This window comes from Brooklawnia propionicigenes (genome assembly GCF_030297015.1).
Classification (GTDB): domain Bacteria; phylum Actinomycetota; class Actinomycetes; order Propionibacteriales; family Propionibacteriaceae; genus Brooklawnia; species Brooklawnia propionicigenes.
On sequence record NZ_AP028056.1, the window covers coordinates 116,791 to 136,525 of the forward strand.

Sequence of the window (19,735 nt, forward strand, 5' to 3'; positions counted from 1 at the left end):
TCAGGGCACGAAGAGTTCCGGATCGCCGCCACCTTGACGCAGGATCTCCGGCTCCGCCCCGGTCAGATCCACCACGGTGGTCGGCGTCCGTCCGGCGTCTCCCGAGTCGTAGACCGCGTCGATGAGATGACCGATCTCCTCGTTGATCTGCCAGCCATCGGCCATCGGCTCCTCGGCTCCCGGCAGGATCAGGGTGGACGAGACCAACGGTTCGCCGATCCGATCGAGCAGCGCCAGCGCGGCAGTGTGGGCGGGCACCCGCACCCCGATGGTGCGCTTCTTCGGATGCTGCATCGTCCGCGGCACCTCGCGAGAGGCCGGCAGGATGAACGTATAGGGGCCGGGCGTGGCGGCCTTGATCGCGCGGAAGACCCAGTTGTCCATCTGCACATATCGGCCCAACTGAGCGAACTCGCTGACCACCACGGTCAGGTGATGGCGATCGTCCAGGTGGCGGATCTCTCGGATGCGATCGGCACCGGCATGATTGCCCAGCAGCGCGCCCAGCGCGAAGCCGGAGTCCGTCGCATAGGCGATCACTCCGGAATCCTGCAGTATCCTCGCGACCTGATCGAGCGCGCGGGGCTGGGGGTTCTCGGGATGTACGTCGAAATACCTGGCCATTGAACCAGTTTAGGGCTCAGCGCATCCGCAACTCGACTATCGCGGAGCCCCGCCCGGGAAGCTCATCGATACCGGCCAGCGAGAGGAAGGTGGTCCGAACGGTGGTGGACGTGGTGACCTGCAACGTGACCTCACCGCCGACAACGGCCATCCCCTCCATATCGGGATGCGACGCGATCACCTGCTCGGCTGCCCGCACCGCGATCTGACCCGCTCCGGCCTCGGATGTCATCCCGGACACCAGTGCCGGAGCGGCGGCATCCAGCCCCGCCCGGGCCGCCTGCGCGGCGACCGCCTCGGCCCGGCGGTCGGCCGCGGCCTTGGCTGCCCCGTCCACGGCCAGACCAATGCACACCAGCAGGATCGGGATGAGCAGGCAGACCAGCACCGACACACTGAATCCTCGCTGACCACGTCCGGGGTTCTTGGCCGGCATCGAGACTCCTCGGGGTGAGATGGAGTGTCTTTCGAGCCAGTTTGCCATGGATGTCGGTCGCCGAGAAGGGTGGTCCCCATTAGGCTGGGGACAGTCGCTTGACCGAAGAAGAAAGGTTCTCCCGCTATGGTCAACAAGGTTGGATTGCTCACCGCCGGTGGATTCGCCCCCTGCCTGTCATCGGCGGTGGCCGGCCTCATCACGCGCTACACCGAACTCGCTCCCGAAATCGAGATCATCGCCTACCGCCATGGCTACGAGGGACTACTCAAGGGTGACTCGGTCGTCGTCACGCCGGAGGTGCGCGCCCACGCCGATCGGCTGTACAAGTTCGGTGGCTCCCCCATCGGCAACTCACGGGTCAAGCTGACCAATGTCGCCGACCTGGTCAAACGCGGGCTGGTTGCCGAGGGCGAGAACCCTCTCGAAGTCGCAGCCAAGCAGCTGGTGGCCGATGGCGTCGACGTGCTGCACACCATCGGTGGTGACGACACCAACACCACCGCCGCCGACCTGGCGGCCTACCTCGCCGACAACGACTTCGATCTGACCGTGGTCGGGCTGCCGAAGACGATCGACAACGACATCGTCCCGATCCGTCAGTCGCTGGGCGCATGGACGGCCGCCGACGAGGCTGCTGACTACGCCAAGAACATCATCGCCGAGCACAATGCCGCTCCCCGCGAGTTGATCATCCACGAGATTATGGGGCGCAACTGCGGCTATCTCGCCGCCGAGACCACCAAGCGCTACCAGGCCTGGCTGGACGAGCAGGAATGGCTGCCCGAGATCGGCCTGTCCAGGGAGGCTTGGGCCGTGCATGCGGTCTACCTGCCCGAGGTCGCCGTCGATCTGGACGCCGAGGCGGAGCGCCTGTCCAAGATCATGGACGAGGTCGGCAACGTCAACATTTTCCTCTCCGAAGGTGCCGGGGTGGCCGAGATCGTCGAGCAGATGGAGAAGAACGGTGAGAAGGTGCCCAAGGACGCCTTCGGCCATGTTCAGATCGACAAGATCAATCCGGGTGCCTGGTTCGGCAAGCAGTTCAGCAAGCGGATCGGCGCTCAGAAAACCATGGTGCAGAAGTCCGGCTACTTCAGCCGCTCGGCTCCGTCCAACGATGAGGACCTGGCGCTGATCGGACGCACCTGCGTGATGGCTGTCGATGCCGCCCTGGCCGGTACCCCCGGCGTGATCGGCCTGGACGAGGAGAACAACGACCAGCTCTCCGTGATCGATTTCCCGCGGATCGCCGGTCACAAGCCCTTCGACATCACCCAGCCCTGGTTCGTCGAGCTGTCCGAGTCGATCGGCATGCCCAAGCCGGAGCACGCCAAGTAATTCAGCGCTTGTGAATCCGACGCCCCGCCGGGCCGGCTCCGCGACGAATGCGGAGTCGCAGCCTGGCGGGGCGTCGTCCGTCCGCAGGCGACTGCGTCGTCCCGAGCTGGGACGCGGACCGGTCGGCCTGCAGGCGTTGCTCGACCTCGGCGTCCGCGTGGGCCCAATGATCCTCCACGGTCACCGTGAGCTCCTGGCCACGCAGGATTTCGTCGCCCAGGGAGTGCCGCCGCGCCACGGCAGGTTGATTCGAGGTGGCGATCCACGCCGCCCACAGCAGAATCAGATTCGCGAAGAAATTGATGAACAGCATCGCGAGGATCACCGGGCCGAAGAGCTGGGTCGCGCGTGCCGCACTGAGCAGCCCGGTGAGCCAGCTCACCGCGGTCTGCAGGATGACGAAACATACCCCGGCGCCGACCGAGCCCCGCTTCAAGGCGGACGCCGGCGGCCGCTCATCGGGCAGAAAGCGGTACATCAGCCAGAAGAGCAGGGTTGCTCCGGCCAACGAGAAGGCAAGTGAAGCCACCCGCACCAGCGCGCTCGAGATGCCGACAGCCAGACTGCTCACATGCAGCCAGTCGACGATCGTGCCGGCCAGCTGCGTGCCGATCACCGTGGCGGTGAAGGTCGTTGCCACCAGCACCAAGATGACCAGCAGCAGGCCCATGTTGATCAGCGGCTCCTGCCAGGGCTTGTGGCGCTGCACCATGTCGAAACTGGGCCGGCCCATCCCCCGGATGACACCTTTGAGGTTCGCCACCCAGCTCGTCCCGACAACCAGCGCGATCCCGATCGCCAGAATGCCGACGTTGCGCCAGTTCAGCAGATACTGGCTGAGCAGAATGAGGATCTGATCCTGCAGCGGCCCGGCCGAGAGATTGTCGACGAGAAAGATCTGGACGACTCCCAGCAGATCGGGACGCAGCACCGTCAGGGTGAATCCGACAGCCGCGAACGCGAACATCAAGACGGGGACGATGGCCAAGATGGTGAAGAACGCCATCGCTGCCGAGAGCTGGTTGCCCAGCCGGTTCATGTAGCGGACGTAGGCGCGCAGCAGATGCGAGCCAGCGGGGCTGGCCTGCAGCCACTCCAGCAACGAATGTACCGACGACATGGCCCCATCATCTCAGCCTGACCTATTGGACGTAGTCAGCGACCGGCGGGCAGGTGCACATGAGATGGCGGTCGCCGTAGGCATTGTCGATGCGCGCGGACCACGGCCAGTACTTCTGGGAGTCGGCCGGGCCCAGCTGCCCGGTGCTGCGTCCGGCCGGGTAGGCCGCCAGCCGACGCGAATACGGATGCGTCCACTCGTCGGCGGTGCAGCGTCCCAGGGTATGCGGGGCGTTGACCAGCGGGTTGTCATCATGGGGCCACTCGCCGGCGATCAGCAGGTCGATCTCGGCACGGATGGCGATCATCGCATCGCAGAACCGGTCGAGTTCGCGCTGGTCCTCGCTCTCGGTCGGCTCGATCATCAACGTGCCGGGCACCGGGAAGCTCATGGTCGGGGCATGAAAACCGTAGTCGATGAGTCGTTTCGCGATGTCGTCGATGGTCAGCCCGGCGTGCTTGCAGACCGCCCGCGGGTCGATGATGCACTCGTGGGCGACCAGGCCGCCCTGGCCGGTGTAGAGCACCGGGAACGCCTCGTTGAGCACCTTGGCGATGTAGTTGGCGTTCAGCAACGCAACCTGGCTGGCCTGACGCAGTCCGTCGGCTCCCATCATCGCGATGTACGCGTAGGTGATGGGCAGCACGCCGGCCGAACCGAACGCGGACTCCGAGACCGGGTGCTCGGCATCGGGCAGATAGGGCGCCAGATGCGCGCGCACCGCGATCGGCCCGACCCCCGGCCCGCCCCCGCCGTGCGGGATGGCGAAGGTCTTGTGCAGGTTCAGGTGGCTGACATCGGCCCCGAACTTGCCCGGCCTGGCCAGACCGACCAGGGCGTTCATGTTCGCGCCGTCGACATAGACCTGCCCACCTGCCGAGTGCACCAGCTCGCAGGCTGTGCTGATGGTGTCTTCGAAGACGCCGTGGGTGGACGGATAGGTGATCATGATCGCAGCCAGCCGGCCGGCGTGGGCGGCCACCTTGGCGCGCAGATCATCCAGGTCGATCGAGCCGTCCTCGGTGGCCTTCACCACGACCACCTTCAGCCCGGCCATCGTGGCCGACGCGGCGTTCGTGCCGTGCGCCGAGGACGGGATCAGGCAGACGGTTCGTCCGTCTTCGCCGCGTGCCCGGTAGTAGCGGCGGATGGCCATCAGCCCGGCGAACTCGCCCTGGGCGCCGGAGTTGGGTTGCAGTGAGACCTTGTCGTAGCCGCTGATCTCGGCCAGCCAGCCGCTCAGCTCGTCGATCAGCTCGTGCATGCCCTGGGCATCGCTGTCCGGGACGAACGGGTGCAGCCCGGCGAAGCCCGGATAGCTGATCGGCTCCAGTTCGGCGGCCGAATTGAGCTTCATGGTGCAGCTGCCCAGCGGAATCATGCCGCGGTCGAGCGCGAAATCCCGGTCGGCCAGTGAGCGCAGATAGCGCATCAGGCTGGTCTCGGAATGGTGTGAGCCGAAGACCGGGTGTGTGAGGTACTCACTGGTACGCGCGTCGGCCGCCAGCCCGCCCCAGAACTGGTCGCCTGCTATCTCGGCTCCGAACGCCTGGGCCACCGCGACCAGATCGTCGTCGGTGGCATCCTCCCCGATCGATACGCCGACATGGCCGGCATCGACTCGCCGCAGGTGAATGCCGGCCGCCCGAGCACGCCGGACGACCTGATCCGCGTCCGGCACCCCGACCAGCAAGGTGTCGAAGAAGCTCTCGTGGACGACCTGCGCCCCGGCCGCACGAAGTGCGCCGGCGAGCTGTCGTGCGCTCAGATGAATCCCCGTGGCGATCTCCCGCAGGCCCTCGGGACCGTGGTAGAGGGCATAGGCCGCCGCGGTCACCGCGAGCAGCACCTGCGCGGTGCAGATGTTCGACGTCGCCTTCTCCCGGCGGATGTGCTGTTCGCGGGTCTGCAGTGCCAGCCGCAGCGCGGGTGCGCCGTCGGCATCGGTCGAGACGCCGACCAGCCGGCCGGGCAGCCTGCGTTCGGCTCCGGCCCTGGCCGCGATGTAGCCGGCGTGCGGGCCGCCGTAGAACAACGGAACGCCGAATCGCTGAGTGCTGCCGACCGCGATATCGGCACCCCACTCCCCCGGCGGTGTCACCAAGGTGAGCGCGAGCAGATCGGCGGCTGCGACCAGCTGCGCACCGACAGCATGCGCAGCCTCGGCCAGCGCGGCCAACTCGGCGGTGGACTGCAGGCGCCCGTCTGCGGTGGGAGTCTGCACCACGACGCAGAATGCCCGCGCAAGGTTGTCGTCGGCGGCCAGATCGTCGCCGCCGATGACGATCTCGATACCGGCAGCGTCCATCCGGGTGCGCAGGACCGCCAGTGAGGCAGGCAGCAGGCCGGGATCTACCAGCACCACCTGACCCGAACGCACGGCGCGCCGGGCCATCGCCACCCCCTCGGCGACCGCGGTGGCCTCGTCCAGCAGGCTGGCGCCCGCCAGTGGCAGCCCGGTGAGGTCTGCGACCATGGTCTGGAAGTTCAGCAGCATCTCGAGGCGACCCTGGCTGATTTCGGGTTGATACGGGGTGTAGGCCGTGTACCAGGCGGGGTTCTCGAGGATATTGCGCCGGATCACCGCCGGGGTGATGGTGCCGTGGTAGCCGAGTCCGATCATCGCGCGGCCGGGGTTGTTGCGCGCCGCCAACGATCTCAGCCGCTCCAGTGCGGCCGCCTCGTCGATGCCCGCCGGCAGGCTCAGCCCGTCGTCGACGCGGATGGCCGCGGGCATCGCCTTATCGACCAGTTCATCGAGACTCGACAGTCCCAGACGGTCGAGCATCCTGGTCTGCTGGATGGCATCCGGACCGATGTGGCGGTGCAGGAATGACGACAAGCGAGCCTCCTTGGATGGCGCACTGGACGGGCTCGGTTACCGGCCGGTGGAGTGGAAAATCAGTTGGCCGCCCGCTGCTGACGGCGGCGGGACAGTTCGTCGTCCATCGGCTCCGCCGCGACCGCAGCGGTTCGCTCGCCGGGCAGTGCCAGCAGAGTACCTTCGATGTCTCGCCAGACCCCACCCAGGGCGATGGCGAACATACCCTGCCCGCCGCGCAGCAGGTCGATCACCTCATGATCGGTGGTGCATTCGTAGACCGAGATGCCATCGCTCATCAAGGTGACCTGTGAGAGGTCCTGGACACCACGCTCGCGCAGGTGATCGATGGCCGTGCGGATCTGCTGCAGTGAGATGCCGGCGTCCAGCAGTCGCTTGACGACCTTGAGCATCAGGATGTCCCGGAATGAATAAAGTCGCTGGGTGCCGGATCCGCCGGCGTCACGGATCTCGGGAGTGACCAGGCCGGTACGCGCCCAGTAGTCGAGTTGCCGGTAGCTAATGCCCGCAACATTGCAGGCAACCGGTCCGCGGAACGCCAGGTCATCGGGCAGGGGTCCGAAGTCGCCCTCGAACAGCGCATCTTGTGCGCTGACAACGCTCAGGCTCTCTTGGGGACTACTCACGGTGCTCTCCTCACGTGCCCTGCAGACCTGAACTCGCGCTCGACTACAGCTGTGTAACTACTCCGCTGCCTTTCAAACGGTAGGCGTGATCGAACCGGTGAGCAATCACCGCGGCCTCAAGGCTCTCGGCGTGTCCCGGCACCGGGACTCGACGCGATACGATCAAACACCGCTTGGCTTGCTGATTCAGTTCTCGAAGTCGTCAGGGCTGATCTGGTCGAGAAACTCCCGGAACTTCTCCACCTCGTCCTCGGCGGGTTCGAAAAGCTCAACCCCTACTTGATCCAGCAGCTCGTCGGGACATTTGACCTTGAAACCGGAACGCAACGCCAGTGCGACCACGTCGGATGGACGGGCGGTGATGGCATGGCCGTCCACCCACAGTTCGGCGTAGAACGTGCCGTCGGCGACCGTGGTGATGCGCCCCTCGAGGTCGACATGCCCCAGTTGCGACAGCACGTCGGCCATCAGATCGTGGGTCATCGGACGCGGCGGGACGATGCCCTCGAGCGCGTTGACGATCGCTGATGCCTCAGCCGCGCCTATCCAGATCGGGAGATACCGTTGACCACCCGATTCCTTGAGCAACAGCATTGGTGCGTTGGAGGGCACCTCCACGCGTACTCCCATGATGTCGAGCTCTATCACGCGACCCAGTCTATCGGCGTCGCCCGATCAGCCCTCCAACAGGGTGTAGATCATCGCGGCATGCGCATGCACCACCAGCTGGCTGACCTCGTGCAAGGTCTGCGCGGGTTTGGCGCTGATCGCCAGATAGGGACGCACCGCCTGCTCGACCAGACCGGCCTCCCGTTCGGCGGCCTGCTTGATGGCGCGCATGTGACGGCTGTCCATGCCGTATTCCTGCAAGCGCCGGGCGACCACGCACACCGTGAGCGCCTCGCGTCCGTAGTAGATCGAACCCCGTTTGGGCACCACCATCTGCTGACGCTCCAGCTCGATCAGGGTTGCCTCCGACAGGCCGCTGACCTGCAGGAGCTCGCGGCGGGTCAGCTTCATCGGGCGTTTCTGGGCCGGTCTCGGCGCTGTCGCCGGATCCTGCGGATCGGTCTCGGGTGCGGCCGACGCCGCCGAATTGGACGAGGCCGGAGATTCGATGGTCGGGGGCTCGATCCCGCGATCCATCATTTCGAGGTTCTGCCGGATCACCTTCAAGGGCAGATAGTGATCGCGCTGCATCCTCAGGATGTAGCGCAGCCGATCGATGTCCGCCTCGGCATAGCGGCGGTATCCGGACGGCGCGCGCTCGGGCGAAACCAGGCCCTCGCTCTCCAGAAACCTGATCTTCGAAATAGAAATATCCGGAAACTCGTTCTTGAGCAGCGGAAGGACCTGGCCGATGCTTCGCTTGGCCGGTGGCGGCATCAGCGCAGTCCGTGCTCGCTCACGAAGAACAGCATCCGGAACTTGCCGATCTGTACCTCGTCGCCAGGACGCAACACAGCGGCCTGGTCGACCAGCGTGCGGTTGACGTACGTGCCGTTGAGACTGCCCTTGTCCACCAGGCTTATCTGGCCGTCGCGCATCACGAACTCGGCGTGATCGCGTGAGACGGTGATGTCATCGAGGAAAATATCGGACTTCGGGCTACGGCCGGCCGTCACGATGTCCTTGTCGAGCAGGTAACGAGCTCCGACGTCAGGCCCGCGAGTGACGATCAGAAGAGCATTGCCGGCCGGCAGGGTGCTGAGCGCATCCGCGTCCTCGGCACTGATCTCCAGGGTGCGGGGGTCCTCTTCGGGCACGATGATCACGCGCGTTGTCTCGGACACCGACGCCGGTAGCGCGTTGCCGCACTTGGAGCAGAAGTTGCTCCCGACCGGGTTTGAGTGACCGCACTTGCTGCAATCGATCATTATCGGAGGCTTTCTTGTCTGCGTGCCATCGGGGGAAGCCGATGGATGGTTGGGTGACAGTTTAGTCGAGCAGCGTGAGGCTGCGGGCAAACTCCTACTCGCCGATGTGCTCAGCGTAGGCGTCTTCGTCCAGTAGATCGTCCAACTCGCTGGTATCGGCGAGTTCGACGTCGAACAACCAGCCTTCTCCGAATGGATCCTGGCCGATCAACTCGGGTTCATCGGCGACCGTCTCGTTGATCCTCACCACCACGCCAGAAACCGGCGCGAAGATGTCGGCAACCGACTTGGTCGACTCCAGCTCGCCGCAGCTGTCGCCTGCCACCACCGATGAACCGACCGTGGGCAGCGACACGTAGACGATGTCACCCAGCTCGCCGGTCGCGTAGGCGGTGACACCGATGCGCGCCACTGTCGAACTGTCAATGCGCACCCATTCGTGTTCGGCGGTGAAAAGTACATCCTCCGGCAACTCGATCATGGCTTCCTCCTGAAGGTCATTTCTTGCTCTCGTCCTGGCCGGCAGAGCGTCATGCGGGCCGGGCGTATCTCGGCGTCCGGGGCGTGGCGAGGCTGGTGATCTCCACCTCGTCCAGTTGCTCGATGTCGACCGAACCACCGATCCGGTCGCTTTCGACCTGGCTGACCAGGCCCCCGCGGAACTTGGCACCCTCCGTCAGCGCGTGCGAATCGCCGATTGCGTCGATCGTGATCGGCAGACTGACCGCCTGATCATCGATCACCAAGCCCTCTTGTGTCTGGCCCACCCAGCTCTGAGCGACCAGCCGGATGCTGTCGTTGATCTCAATCACCTCTGCGCCGGCATCGCGGAGCTCCTGGATGGCTTCCAGCATGATATCGGTGGTGAGCGCTCCCGGCGGCGCCGAGATGGTGATCCGCACGCCCGGGCCGACGGCAGCCACTGTACCAGCCAGAATGCCCAGCGTGTCGGCTCGCTTCTGAGCCTCCTGAGCGGCCACCGCCTCGGCGTCCGCGCCGGAGGCCAGCGCATCGCGGGTGCGTTCGAGCTCGGCGACCTCGGCCGTCAGCTGATCGGTCTCGGTGGTCAGCCCGTCGAGCAACTGGACGAGGTCGTCGCGGCGCAACGCCGCGTACTGATCGTCCTTGGCCGATGACTGGACCTGGATGACGATGGCGGCCGCCACCACGCACAACGCGACCGCCCAGACCAGTTGCTTGCGGTTGGGACGCAGCCAACCGGCGATGGCGCCGCCTAGGTCGCGGGGCTTGGGTGCTGCGGACTCAGGCATGCAGGACCTTCCTGCGGATGACGGCCGCGTTGGTGAAGATGCGGATGCCCAGCACCACCAGCACCGCCGTCGACAGCTGCGAGCCGACACCGATCAGATCGCCGATCCATACGATCAGTGCCGCAATTGCCACATTCGAGATGAACGAGACAGCGAAGACCTTGTCGGAGAAGGTGTGTTCCAGACCTGCCCGGGCGGCTCCAACCAGAGCGTCCAGGGCAGCAACGATCATGATGGGAAGATACGGCTGCAACCAGATCGGCATGTCCGGCCGCCAGATGATGGCCAGTACCACGCCCGCGATCAATCCGAGAATGGCGAGCAACGTCGTCCCCCTTCCGGGCGTCCCGAGTTCAGCGGTTGCTGGTCAGGCTTGCCCGTCACCGTACACCAGCCTTGTCGACACCGAGTCCGCCATCGGCGTCCAACTCCAGCGCGCCGCGCGACTCCATCGTCCAACCGACACCGTGGTTGCGTTTGAGGAAGTTCAGCCACGCTCCCCCGGGTCCGGATTCGAAGCGGCTCGCCAGGGAGTCCGGATCACCGATCGCCTCGATACGGTAGGGGGCGGTCAACGATCGGTAATCGACGGTGATCGCGCTGCCGGCCTGACGGATCGCGGTCCGCGAACTCAGCCGGTATCCGTTGACGGACACCGCCTCGGCACCGGCCAGCCACAGCCCGTTCACCACCTGGCGGATGTCCTGGTCGATCAGGATGCCGGCGTCGTCGAGCGGGTTCTCGGTGATCGTCAGCGCGAGGCCGGGTCCGGTGACCGCCCCCATCCCCGACCAGACCAGCGACGACTTGTCGAGGTCGACCTGGCGTCCGAGTTGCGCCTCCTCAAGTTCCTGCACCTGCTCGGCCAGCTCATCGGCCTCGCTGCGCAGTTCCTTGTTGCGCAGTTCGGCCTGGTTCACCTGGGCGATCAGGTCGGCGCGCTCACTGGCCACGTTGTCGTTTCCGCGCCCGGCACCCATCGACGAGGTGACGAACATCAGCCCGGCCAGAAAACTGACCAGCACTGCCAGCCAGCGGTGACGTCGCCGATCATGCCTGTCTTCGCCGTAGTGAGAGCCGTATTCAGGGTCGATAGTGTCGCGTTGGATGGCAGTGAGCAGTTCCATGGACGCGTCCGGGGGACGCCGCTTCGGTGGGGCCTGCGTGGTGCTCATGAGTCAGCTTGCCCGTGTCTTCACCGGCGGCACCGACCGGAGTATCTGCTGGGTCTGCCAGATGTACATCAGACCTGCCCACCAGTAGAGGAAGGCACCCCAGATCGCGAAGGCCCATCCGATGATGCTCGCCGCAGGAGAGATGACCCAAGGACCTGCACCCAGCAGGATCAGCGGCAACGCGTACAGCAGGCAGAAGGTGGCGGCCTTGCCGATGAAGTTCACCGGCAGGCTGGCGAATCCGCGTGACTTCAGTGCGGGCAGCAGCGCCGCCATGGTCACGTCACGGCCGACCAGCACCACCAGCAGCCACCACGGGATGATCCCCCGCACGGCGAGTCCGAGCACGGTCGCGAAGATGTACAGCCGGTCGGCGGCCGGGTCGAGCATCTCGCCGAGTTTGGAGACCTGGTTGAAACGTCGGGCGATCCGGCCGTCGAGCAGATCGGTGAGACTGGCCAGCGCCAGCAGCACGACCGCCGCCACGTCATGCTCCAGCAGGATGAGCGCGAGGAAGAAGGGCACACCAAGCAGCCGGAGGAAGCTGAGGACGTTCGGGATCGTCCAGACGCGGTTGCTCACCAGCGGCCTGTCGGCCGCCACCGAGACATCACCTGAATCCGACCCATTCACTGCCACAACTCCAATCTATGTGATGTGCCGGCGAGCACGCCCCTTAGCCTCGTCGACGGCCAGATAACGATTCTCGGCGGCGATCTCGTACATCGCCACTATTTGGGGGCCGATCACCGACCAGTCGAAGCTGGCCGCTTGCGCGCGTCCACGCAGCAGGCGCAGATCGCGCGGCTCGTTCAGGCTGTCGATGATGGCCTCCGCCAGGGCGTGCGAGTTGCCCGTCTTGAAGATGTGCCCGATCACCCCGTCATGATCGGAGAGCACCTCGACGAAGGCCGACAGGTTGGACGCGACCACCGGCGCCCCACAGGCCATGGCCTCGATCAAGACGATGCCGAAACTCTCCCGTCCGGTCTGCGGAGCCACGTAGACATCGCTGACTGACAGCCAGCGATTGCGTTCGGCGTCCGAGACCCCACCGACGAAGGTGACGCCGTCGATAGACATCGCGGGGCCATGTCCGATGACGATCACCTCAAGATCGGGGAACCGCTCACGTACCAGTGGAAGAGCCGCGGTGAGCACGTGGAAGCCCTTGCGTGGCTCGTTGTAACGGCCCAGGAAGGTGACCCGGGGATGATCGCCGCCACGCCAGCGACCGCTGACCGGTTTCAATTCGTAGTCGTCGATGGCCAGCCCGTTGCCGATCACCACCGGCACCACCCCGGTGTTCTCCTTGGCCACCTTGGCCGCCACCGACGAGACGGCGATCGCAGCGTCCAGCCGCCGCACGGCGCCGGGCAGCATCTCGTTGATACGTTTCCAGCTCTTGATGGTGGGCGAATTGCTGTGGAAGGTGGCGGTCACCGGACGGTCGGTCAGCCACAGCGTCAGCAGGCTCAGGTTGGGGGCGATCGGCTCGTGCAGGTGCACCACGTCGAAATCGCCGGCATCCAGCCAGGCTTTGGCCTTGCGCGCCGGGCCGAACCCGAAGTTGATCCGCGCCACCGACTCGTTGACCTTCAACGGCACCGCCTTGCCCCCGGTGGTGAACTCGGCATCGCTGAGACCGTAGTCGGCCAGCATCCCGTCGGGCGGAAATCCCGGCGCGAGAATGGCGATCTGGTGACCCACGGACTTGAGCCAGCCGGCCAGTCCGAGCACGTGATTCTGCACGCCTCCGGGACGGTGAAACGAGTACGGGCAGACGAGTCCGACCTTCATGCCATCTCTCCTGGAAAGAATCGTTGCATCATGTGCCAGTCGGTGACGTGACCGGCGATCTGGGTTGCGAAGAAGTCAACCATCTGCTGGGCCATGACGCCAGCACCGTCGACTCCGGGGCGGTGTTCGATGGGCTCGCCGATTTCGAGATGGGTCCGGTTGCCCACGAACCAGGCCGCGATCGGGACCAGATCGGCTCCGGTCCGTTGAGCGATCAGCACGGGACCTGGCGGCACGGTGAGCTCGCGCGCACCACCGGGTGCCGGCCAGCTCACTGCGAGGCCGTGGCGTCCGAAGTCGCGATCTGCCACCAGGCAGGCGACGCGTCCACTGTGCACATCGTCGGCCAGCGTCTCGACCAGGCCGTGCTGGTCATAGGGGTAGATCTGCATTCCGAGCTTCGCCCGCAGCGCGCTGAAGTACTGGTACTGGCCGGCGGGCAATCGTTCGGCCACCGAAGTCACCGGCAGGCCGACGACCTGGCCGTAGGCCCCGGCCAGATCCCAGCTGCCCATGTGCGGAATCGCGATGACCAGGCCGCGCTCGGCATGCGATGTGAGCAGGGCTTCGAGTTGGCCGGGATCGACGTCCACTTTCCCGGCAATCTGGTCGAGGGTGAGCCGTCCGAGCTGCAACGAGCCGACCGTATTGCGGAACCAGGACAGCTGGGCGCGGTAGCGGTCCTTGAACCCGGGCTGGGCACCGGTGACCACGCGCGCATTGATCGCCCACTGCCGCAACGGCTTGGGTGGGCGGGCAGCCAGGGCCAGGCTGGCCAGTTGTGCACAGGGCTGCCAGATCGCCCGCGGAATATGCGCCGCGGCCCGAAATGCTGTCAACGTGGCCCGGCCGCTCCGCGGTGTGCTCATGCGGCCTCTTCGGCGCCCTGCTCGGCGAGGATCGCCCGACGCACGATCCACATCCGCTGGCCGACGGTGAAGGCCCCGGCCAGGCACAGGTAGCTGAGCGCCACCGGAAGTGCCCAGGTCAGACCGATACCGGTGAGCAGCACACCGAGCAGACCCACCAGCAGCCGGTCGGCCCGGCCGGCGAATCCCGCATGTACCTCAATGCCGACCGACTCGCCACGAGCCTTGCTGTACGAGGTGACCAACGCGAAGACCAGCGCCCCGATGGCGACCGCACACCACAGCAGGCCATCGGGCTGGGCCGCGTAGTAGATCGCGATTCCGCCGAAGATCGCTCCGTCGGCCAGCCGGTCGAGAGTGGAGTCGAGAAAGGCACCCCACTTGGAGCTGCTGCCCGACTCTCGCGCCATCGTGCCGTCCAGCGAATCGGAGAAGATGAACAGGGCCAACACCGCAACGCCTTGCCACAGCCATCCCTGGGGGAAGAAGACCAGCGCCACGATGATCGTCGCGATGGTGCCGGTCCAGGTGACCATGTCCGGGGTGACACCCAGCTTCAGCAGGCCGAGAGCGAATGGGTGAATGACCTTCGTCCACTGAGCTCGGATCTTCTCAAGCATGCTGTCCTTCCGACTCGGTTGTGCCGAACAGCTCGGCCCAGCCGTCGGCGAACAGCTGACGAGTGTCGGCGAGGAACTGCGGCAGGGCCTTGGTGCGCCCGATGACAGGCAGAAAGTTCGCATCGCCCTGCCAGCGCGGAACGATGTGCTGATGCAGGTGCGCGGCGATACCCGCCCCGGCGATCTGCCCCTGGTTCATGCCCAGATTGAATCCGGCCGGTCCCGAGACGTGCAGGATCATCCGGATGGCCTGCTGGGTGAGCTCGGCCACCTCCACGGTTTCCTGCGGGTCGAGATCGATATAGGACGAGACGTGCCGGTAGGTGCACACCAGCAGGTGGCCCGGGTTGTACGGGTAGAGATTGCAGATCACATACGCGGTGCGTCCGCGATGCACGATCAGCGACTCCTCGTCCGAACGCTCGGGCGCCCGGCAGAAGGGGCACTGGCCTGCGGAGCCATCGGCCGGCTTGGAGCTGCCTTGGATGTAGACCATCCGGTAGGGCGTCCACAGCCGTTGCAGCGCGTCGGGCTCGCCGGGTAACTCCCCCGGTTGGATGACCTCGCAGGGCTGCTCGTCATTCACCGTCTGCCTCGGCCTTCGGATCGTCGTTGCGGCGAGATTGTGCCCAGTCGCGGACGAAGGCGACCGCCTCGTCGATGGGCACACCGTTGCGTTGCGAACCGTTGCGGAAACGGAAGGAGACCGAACCGGCCTCGGCGTCGGTCTCGCCGGCGATGAGCATGAACGGGATCTTCTGCTTCTGGGCGTTGCGGATCTTCTTCTGCATCCGGTCGTCCGAGGCATCGAGTTCGGTGCGTACGCCGGCGGCCTTGAGCTTGTCGAGCACCTCGGCGAGATAGTCGTTGAAGCTTGCCGCGACAGGGATGCCGACGACTTGCACCGGAGCCAGCCAGACCGGAAAGGCGCCCGCATAGTGCTCGATGAGCACACCCATGAACCGCTCGATGGAACCGAACTTCGCCGAATGGATCATCACCGGCTGGCGATGGCTGCCATCGGGGGCGACGTATTCCAGGCCGAAGCGTTCCGGCTGGTTGAAGTCGTACTGGATGGTCGACATCTGCCAGGTACGCCCGATCGCGTCCTTGGCCTGAATCGAGATCTTCGGGCCGTAGTAGGCGGCGCCACCGGGATCGTCCACCACGGTAAGGCCGGATTCGGCGGCGATCTCGGCCAGGATCTTCGTCGCGGCCTCCCACTGCTCGTCGGATCCGATGAACTTGTCCTTCTTCTTGCCGACCTCGTCGCGGGTCGACAATTCGAGCGCGACATCGGTCAGCCCGAAGTCGTGAAGCAGACTGAGCACGAAACGCAGTAGGTGACGCACCTCATCAGGGGCCTGGTCGGGAGTGCAGTACGAGTGCGAATCGTCCTGGGTGATAGAGCGGACACGGGTCAGTCCCTGCACCACGCCGGACTTCTCATTGCGGTAGACGGTACCGAACTCGAACAGCCGCAGTGGCAGCTCGCGGTAGGAGCGGCCACGCGACGAGTAGATGAGATTGTGCATCGGGCAGTTCATGGCCTTGAGCCGGTAGGCCTGACCGTCGTCGTCCAGCGGCGGGAACATCACGTCGGCGTAGTAAGGCAGGTGTCCGGAGGTGTAGAAGAGCTCTTCCTTGGCGATGTGCGGGGTACCGACGTAGAGGAAGCCTTCGTCGATGTGGCGGGTGCGGACATAATCCTCCATCACCCGCTTGATCACGCCGCCCTTGGGATGAAACAGCGGCAGGCCGGAGCCCACCTGCTCGTGGAAGCTGAACAGGTCGAGTTCGGCACCCAGCTTGCGGTGGTCGCGCTTGGCGGCCTCCTCCATGCGGTGCTGATAGGCCTTCAGATCGTCGCGGGTCGCCCAGGCGGTGCCGTAGACGCGTTGCAGCTGCTGATTGCGCTGGTCGCCGCGCCAGTAGGCCGATGAGGTCTTGGTGAGGGCGACAGCGTTGATATAGCCGGTGTGTGGCACATGCGGGCCGCGGCACAGGTCTGTCCAGGCCACCTCGCCGTTGCGCCGCACGTTGTCGTACATGGTGAGCTCGCCCTTGCCGACCTCGACCGAGCTGCCGTCGTCGGACGAAGCGCTGCCCTTGTCGTGGATCAGTTCCAGCTTGAACGGCTCGCCGGCCTCTTCGTCCAGGGCCTCCTGGTCGCTGACCGCGCGGCGGACGAAACGCTGACGCTCCTTGATGATCGCCTGCATCTTCTTCTCGATGGCCTTGAGGTCGTCGGGGCTGAGCGGGGAGGTCTGGAAGTCGTAGTAGAAGCCGTCGACGATGGGCGGGCCGATGCCGAGCTTGGCCTCGGGGAAGATCTGCTGCAGAGCTTGGGCGGTGACGTGCGCTGCGGAGTGCCGGACGATGGCCAGGCCTTCGTCCGACGTCATCAGGATGGGGCTGATCTGGTCGCCGTCGTGGACAAGGGTGGCCAGATCGACGGTGGTTCCGTTGACTGCCATGGCGACGATGCTGCGATCGTTGCCGAACAGATCAAGACCGGTAGTGCCCTGCTCCACCACCTGTGCTTCGGGGGATTGATCACGGGTGATGCTGATGTTGACCGACACGGGAAATCCTTTCGGCGGCATACCTGGCCGCCCGATTGTGTGTGGCGCGCACGGTGCGTACCGTTGCCCATTCTGCCCGAATCGGCCGCGGCGAGGAATCGCGGGTCATCTCCGGGCCTTCCTGGGGCCTGCGGCGGGAATGATCGGGCTGCCCCGTGGTCGCAGACGTGGCGGTGCCTAGCTCACAGCCAATCGCGGCGTTTGAAGGAGATGAACAGCGTTACCGAGATGACCACGATCAAGCTGACCGACAGCCACAGGCCGTATGGCTGGTTGAACCCGAAGTAGGGCACATTCTGGCCGAACCAGCCGGTGATGGCTGTCGGCACCGCGATGATCGCCGCCCAGGCCGCGAGTTGGCGCATCACCACATTCAGTTGCGTGTCCTGCAGCGACATATTCGTCTCGAAGATGGTCGTCACCAGATCACGAAGCGAATCCGCCCAGTCGGCCGCCCGGAGCGCGTGATCGTAGAGATCGTCGAACCACGGGTCAAGCGTCGCGTCCGCGGAGACCTCGCGACGGTGCCGCATGATGGACGCCACGACCTCGCGCATCGGCACCACGGCCCGCCGCAGGTGCACCAGCGAAGCCCTCAACCGATAGATCCGGCGCTGCAGATCCCGGCTGCCCGCTGTCTGCTCGAGTACTTCGTCCTCCAGATCCTCGATGACATCGTCGAAGTCCTGGGTGATCTCGAAATAGCCGTCGACGACGTAGTCGAGCATGCCATGGACCAGCATCGCCGACCCATGGGCCGACAGGTAGCTGTCCTCGCTCCAGCGATCGATGATCTCGTCGAAGCTGAAATCGGGGTCGTACCAGACGGTGACCAGACCGTGCGGAAAGGTAAACGCCGACAGTTTCGTGAGCGTCAGCTCGCCGGGCGACGCCGGGGACAGCTCACCGCCTGCCCACTTGGCGGCGTAGACGGTCACGAACGAGTAGTGCGCATAACGCAACGCCTTGGGGCGCTCGACATGGTTGAGGGCATCCTCGATCGCGGCTGGATCGATATCCAGTTCCTTGCCGAGTCGGGCCAGGTCGTCGGCAGTCGGCTGCTGCAGGCCGACCCACAGCAACTGCTCGGGGTCGGCGAGCCTGGCCGAGATCGTCGAGAAGTCGATATCGGTCTCGGCGATCTTGTCGTCGCGCCAGACGATGGAACGGATCACACTGTCGGTACTCATCGCTCCCATTGTTCACTGTCTCGGCCTCGTGTGCACGACCTTGATCGCTTACCGGTGCCCATAAATCTGATATCATCCTGATATCTAAAAAAAGGAGGTCAGCATGCCGGACGAAACACGAGACGTGGTGGAAGAGGCATCAGTGGGCGGCGAGGCTGCCGGCAAGCCGGTGGGGCATGAGGGCACCCGGGTCATGGTCGACGAGCGTCCGGCCTGGACGATGTCGGGTGCGCTCGCGCTGCTGCTCGCATTGGCGCTGCTGGGGTTGTCGACATGGGGAATCATCGCCACCGCGATCAGCGACGACGCCGGACTGGGTGTCAACGGCCTGCTGATCTTCGGATGCATCGTCGGCTATCTCCTGGCGTTCTTGATGTTCACCTCGCTGACCATCGTTGCGCCTGGTGACACCAAGGTCGTGCAGTTCTTCGGACGCTACATCGGCTCGATTCGCAAGCAGGGGCTGCTACTGACCATTCCGCTGTCGAGCAAGAAGCGAGTCTCGGTCAAGGTCCGCAACTTCGAGACCAATGAGCTGAAGGTCAATGACGCCGACGGCAATCCGATCAATATCGCGGCCATCGTCGTCTGGCAGGTCGCCGACACTGCCAAGTCGGTCTTCGCTGTCGAGGCCTACGAGGATTTCGTGAAGGTGCAGGCCGAATCCGCACTGCGTCACATCGCGACTTCGCATCCCTACGACTTCGCCGAGCCGGGCGAGGAGAGCCTGCGCGGCTCCACCGATCTGGTCTCCGGTGAACTCGCCGAGGAGGTCGCCGCGCGCATCGCGATCGCCGGCCTGGAGGTCGTCGAGACCCGCATCTCGTCGCTCGCCTATGCCGCCGAAATCGCTCAGGCGATGCTGCAGCGCCAGCAGGCCTCCGCCGTGCTCGCGGCCCGGAGCAAGATCGTCGAGGGTGCGGTCGGAATGGTCGAGCAGGCTCTCGAACGGCTGGAAACCGACGATATCGTCTCGTTGGACGACGAGCGCAAGGCGGCGATGGTCTCGAACCTGCTGGTCGTGCTCTGCTCGGATTCGCGTTCGACTCCGGTCATCAATACCGGGACGCTCTACGGATGAGCACCGGCAAGGACGAGGTGGCGCGCGGCAATGAGCCGCGCGTCACCGAACCCGGCCGTCCACGAGGCAACCCGTCACGCAAGTCCATCCTGTTGCGGCTGGATCCGGCCGTTCACGAGGCGCTTGCCAAGTGGGCGTCCGATGATCTGCGCAGCGTCAACAGCCTGATCGAGATGCTGTTGCGCGACGATCTCAGGCGGGCGGGGCGCGCCGTCAAGGCCGAGCCGATACGCAGGCCCGGGCGTCCGCGAGGTAACTCGGCCGACGGCAGCTGACGC

At 65.3% G+C, this 19,735-nt stretch carries 22 protein-coding genes; 3 read left to right on the forward strand and 19 right to left on the reverse strand.

Annotated elements, in window-relative coordinates:
* Entirely contained in the window at positions 1–624 is a 624-nt protein-coding gene (locus tag QUE25_RS00540) for an L-threonylcarbamoyladenylate synthase (RefSeq protein ID WP_286266548.1), read from the reverse strand.
* Positions 625–640: 16 nt separating this feature from the next.
* Entirely contained in the window at positions 641–1,060 is a 420-nt protein-coding gene (locus tag QUE25_RS00545) for a pilus assembly protein TadG-related protein (protein WP_286266550.1), read from the reverse strand.
* Between the two features lie 126 nt (positions 1,061–1,186).
* Between QUE25_RS00545 and QUE25_RS00550 the strand changes: the two genes are divergently transcribed.
* Positions 1,187–2,401 (forward strand): pyrophosphate--fructose-6-phosphate 1-phosphotransferase, encoded by a 1,215-nt coding sequence (locus QUE25_RS00550; RefSeq protein ID WP_286266552.1) that lies wholly within the window; start codon positions 1,187–1,189, stop codon positions 2,399–2,401.
* A 1-nt stretch (position 2,402) separates the two neighbouring features.
* On the opposite strand, the gene QUE25_RS00555 is transcribed toward QUE25_RS00550, so the two are convergent.
* From QUE25_RS00555 to QUE25_RS00635, 17 genes are all read right to left on the reverse strand, one after another.
* Positions 2,403–3,521: a YhjD/YihY/BrkB family envelope integrity protein gene (locus tag QUE25_RS00555; protein WP_286266554.1), complete on the reverse strand. Its 1,119-nt coding sequence runs from the start codon at positions 3,519–3,521 to the stop codon at positions 2,403–2,405.
* A 22-nt stretch (positions 3,522–3,543) separates the two neighbouring features.
* Positions 3,544–6,363 carry an aminomethyl-transferring glycine dehydrogenase gene (gene gcvP, locus QUE25_RS00560; protein ID WP_286266556.1) on the reverse strand — a complete coding sequence of 940 codons (2,820 nt, stop codon included), beginning with the start codon at positions 6,361–6,363 and terminating at the stop codon, positions 3,544–3,546.
* Positions 6,364–6,422: 59 nt separating this feature from the next.
* A complete protein-coding gene (locus QUE25_RS00565; protein ID WP_286266557.1) occupies positions 6,423–6,989 on the reverse strand; it encodes a MerR family transcriptional regulator in 567 nt (188 codons plus the stop codon).
* A gap of 186 nt (positions 6,990–7,175) precedes the next feature.
* Positions 7,176–7,637, reverse strand: coding sequence for a bifunctional nuclease family protein (locus tag QUE25_RS00570; RefSeq protein ID WP_286266560.1), 462 nt, complete (start codon positions 7,635–7,637; stop codon positions 7,176–7,178).
* Positions 7,638–7,664: 27 nt separating this feature from the next.
* Positions 7,665–8,375: a transcriptional regulator FtsR gene (gene ftsR, locus QUE25_RS00575; RefSeq protein ID WP_286266562.1), complete on the reverse strand. Its 711-nt coding sequence runs from the start codon at positions 8,373–8,375 to the stop codon at positions 7,665–7,667.
* Positions 8,375–8,866: a double zinc ribbon and FHA domain-containing protein gene (locus QUE25_RS00580; RefSeq protein WP_286266564.1), complete on the reverse strand. Its 492-nt coding sequence runs from the start codon at positions 8,864–8,866 to the stop codon at positions 8,375–8,377. The genes ftsR and QUE25_RS00580 overlap by 1 nt, the downstream gene beginning before the upstream one ends.
* A 94-nt stretch (positions 8,867–8,960) precedes the next feature.
* Positions 8,961–9,347 (reverse strand): glycine cleavage system protein GcvH, encoded by a 387-nt coding sequence (gene gcvH, locus QUE25_RS00585; RefSeq protein ID WP_286266566.1) that lies wholly within the window; start codon positions 9,345–9,347, stop codon positions 8,961–8,963.
* Between the two features lie 49 nt (positions 9,348–9,396).
* On the reverse strand, positions 9,397–10,137 hold the full coding sequence (locus QUE25_RS00590) for a DUF881 domain-containing protein (protein WP_286266568.1): 741 nt from the start codon (positions 10,135–10,137) through the stop codon (positions 9,397–9,399).
* The gene (locus QUE25_RS00595) at positions 10,130–10,462 is read right to left on the reverse strand and encodes a small basic family protein (RefSeq protein ID WP_286266570.1); all 333 of its coding nucleotides are present in this window, start codon (positions 10,460–10,462) and stop codon (positions 10,130–10,132) included. Before QUE25_RS00595 ends, QUE25_RS00590 begins: the two co-directional genes overlap by 8 nt.
* Before the next feature lie 55 nt (positions 10,463–10,517).
* Positions 10,518–11,312: a DUF881 domain-containing protein gene (locus QUE25_RS00600; RefSeq protein WP_286266572.1), complete on the reverse strand. Its 795-nt coding sequence runs from the start codon at positions 11,310–11,312 to the stop codon at positions 10,518–10,520.
* 3 nt (positions 11,313–11,315) lie between these two features.
* A complete protein-coding gene (clsA, locus tag QUE25_RS00605) occupies positions 11,316–11,945 on the reverse strand; it encodes a cardiolipin synthase ClsA (protein WP_286268455.1) in 630 nt (209 codons plus the stop codon).
* Positions 11,946–11,960: 15 nt separating this feature from the next.
* Positions 11,961–13,112 (reverse strand): glycosyltransferase family 4 protein, encoded by a 1,152-nt coding sequence (locus tag QUE25_RS00610; protein WP_286266574.1) that lies wholly within the window; start codon positions 13,110–13,112, stop codon positions 11,961–11,963.
* Positions 13,109–13,981, reverse strand: a complete 873-nt coding sequence (locus tag QUE25_RS00615) for an LpxL/LpxP family acyltransferase (protein ID WP_286266576.1) — start codon at positions 13,979–13,981, stop codon at positions 13,109–13,111. Before QUE25_RS00615 ends, QUE25_RS00610 begins: the two co-directional genes overlap by 4 nt.
* Complete coding sequence (pgsA, locus tag QUE25_RS00620; protein WP_286266578.1) at positions 13,978–14,601, reverse strand: phosphatidylinositol phosphate synthase; 624 nt, start codon at positions 14,599–14,601, stop codon at positions 13,978–13,980. Before pgsA ends, QUE25_RS00615 begins: the two co-directional genes overlap by 4 nt.
* Positions 14,594–15,187 (reverse strand): HIT family protein, encoded by a 594-nt coding sequence (locus tag QUE25_RS00625; RefSeq protein WP_286266580.1) that lies wholly within the window; start codon positions 15,185–15,187, stop codon positions 14,594–14,596. The genes pgsA and QUE25_RS00625 overlap by 8 nt, the downstream gene beginning before the upstream one ends.
* Positions 15,180–17,186, reverse strand: coding sequence for a threonine--tRNA ligase (thrS, locus tag QUE25_RS00630; protein ID WP_286266582.1), 2,007 nt, complete (start codon positions 17,184–17,186; stop codon positions 15,180–15,182). Before thrS ends, QUE25_RS00625 begins: the two co-directional genes overlap by 8 nt.
* A gap of 182 nt (positions 17,187–17,368) precedes the next feature.
* Positions 17,369–18,376 carry a magnesium transporter CorA family protein gene (locus QUE25_RS00635; RefSeq protein ID WP_286266584.1) on the reverse strand — a complete coding sequence of 336 codons (1,008 nt, stop codon included), beginning with the start codon at positions 18,374–18,376 and terminating at the stop codon, positions 17,369–17,371.
* A gap of 103 nt (positions 18,377–18,479) precedes the next feature.
* Between QUE25_RS00635 and QUE25_RS00640 the strand changes: the two genes are divergently transcribed.
* Positions 18,480–19,457 (forward strand): SPFH domain-containing protein, encoded by a 978-nt coding sequence (locus QUE25_RS00640; RefSeq protein ID WP_286266586.1) that lies wholly within the window; start codon positions 18,480–18,482, stop codon positions 19,455–19,457.
* A complete protein-coding gene (locus QUE25_RS00645) occupies positions 19,454–19,732 on the forward strand; it encodes a type II toxin-antitoxin system antitoxin (RefSeq protein WP_286266589.1) in 279 nt (92 codons plus the stop codon). Before QUE25_RS00640 ends, QUE25_RS00645 begins: the two co-directional genes overlap by 4 nt.
* The last annotated feature ends 3 nt before the right edge of the window (positions 19,733–19,735 follow it).

What these genes read in the sequence shown, in the direction of transcription:
- QUE25_RS00635 (WP_286266584.1), bottom strand. Translation starts at nt 18,376, where the DNA reads ATGAGTACCGACAGTGTGATCCGTTCCATCGTCTGGCGCGACGACAAG.
- QUE25_RS00610 (WP_286266574.1), bottom strand. Translation starts at nt 13,112, where the DNA reads ATGAAGGTCGGACTCGTCTGCCCGTACTCGTTTCACCGTCCCGGAGGC.
- pgsA (WP_286266578.1), bottom strand. Translation starts at nt 14,601, where the DNA reads ATGCTTGAGAAGATCCGAGCTCAGTGGACGAAGGTCATTCACCCATTC.
- QUE25_RS00600 (WP_286266572.1), bottom strand. Translation starts at nt 11,312, where the DNA reads ATGAGCACCACGCAGGCCCCACCGAAGCGGCGTCCCCCGGACGCGTCC.
- QUE25_RS00645 (WP_286266589.1), top strand. Translation starts at nt 19,454, where the DNA reads ATGAGCACCGGCAAGGACGAGGTGGCGCGCGGCAATGAGCCGCGCGTC.
- QUE25_RS00615 (WP_286266576.1), bottom strand. Translation starts at nt 13,981, where the DNA reads ATGAGCACACCGCGGAGCGGCCGGGCCACGTTGACAGCATTTCGGGCC.
- ftsR (WP_286266562.1), bottom strand. Translation starts at nt 8,375, where the DNA reads ATGCCGCCACCGGCCAAGCGAAGCATCGGCCAGGTCCTTCCGCTGCTC.
- QUE25_RS00555 (WP_286266554.1), bottom strand. Translation starts at nt 3,521, where the DNA reads ATGTCGTCGGTACATTCGTTGCTGGAGTGGCTGCAGGCCAGCCCCGCT.
- QUE25_RS00540 (WP_286266548.1), bottom strand. Translation starts at nt 624, where the DNA reads ATGGCCAGGTATTTCGACGTACATCCCGAGAACCCCCAGCCCCGCGCG.
- QUE25_RS00590 (WP_286266568.1), bottom strand. Translation starts at nt 10,137, where the DNA reads ATGCCTGAGTCCGCAGCACCCAAGCCCCGCGACCTAGGCGGCGCCATC.
- QUE25_RS00545 (WP_286266550.1), bottom strand. Translation starts at nt 1,060, where the DNA reads ATGCCGGCCAAGAACCCCGGACGTGGTCAGCGAGGATTCAGTGTGTCG.
- QUE25_RS00550 (WP_286266552.1), top strand. Translation starts at nt 1,187, where the DNA reads ATGGTCAACAAGGTTGGATTGCTCACCGCCGGTGGATTCGCCCCCTGC.
- QUE25_RS00640 (WP_286266586.1), top strand. Translation starts at nt 18,480, where the DNA reads ATGCCGGACGAAACACGAGACGTGGTGGAAGAGGCATCAGTGGGCGGC.
- gcvH (WP_286266566.1), bottom strand. Translation starts at nt 9,347, where the DNA reads ATGATCGAGTTGCCGGAGGATGTACTTTTCACCGCCGAACACGAATGG.
- QUE25_RS00580 (WP_286266564.1), bottom strand. Translation starts at nt 8,866, where the DNA reads ATGATCGATTGCAGCAAGTGCGGTCACTCAAACCCGGTCGGGAGCAAC.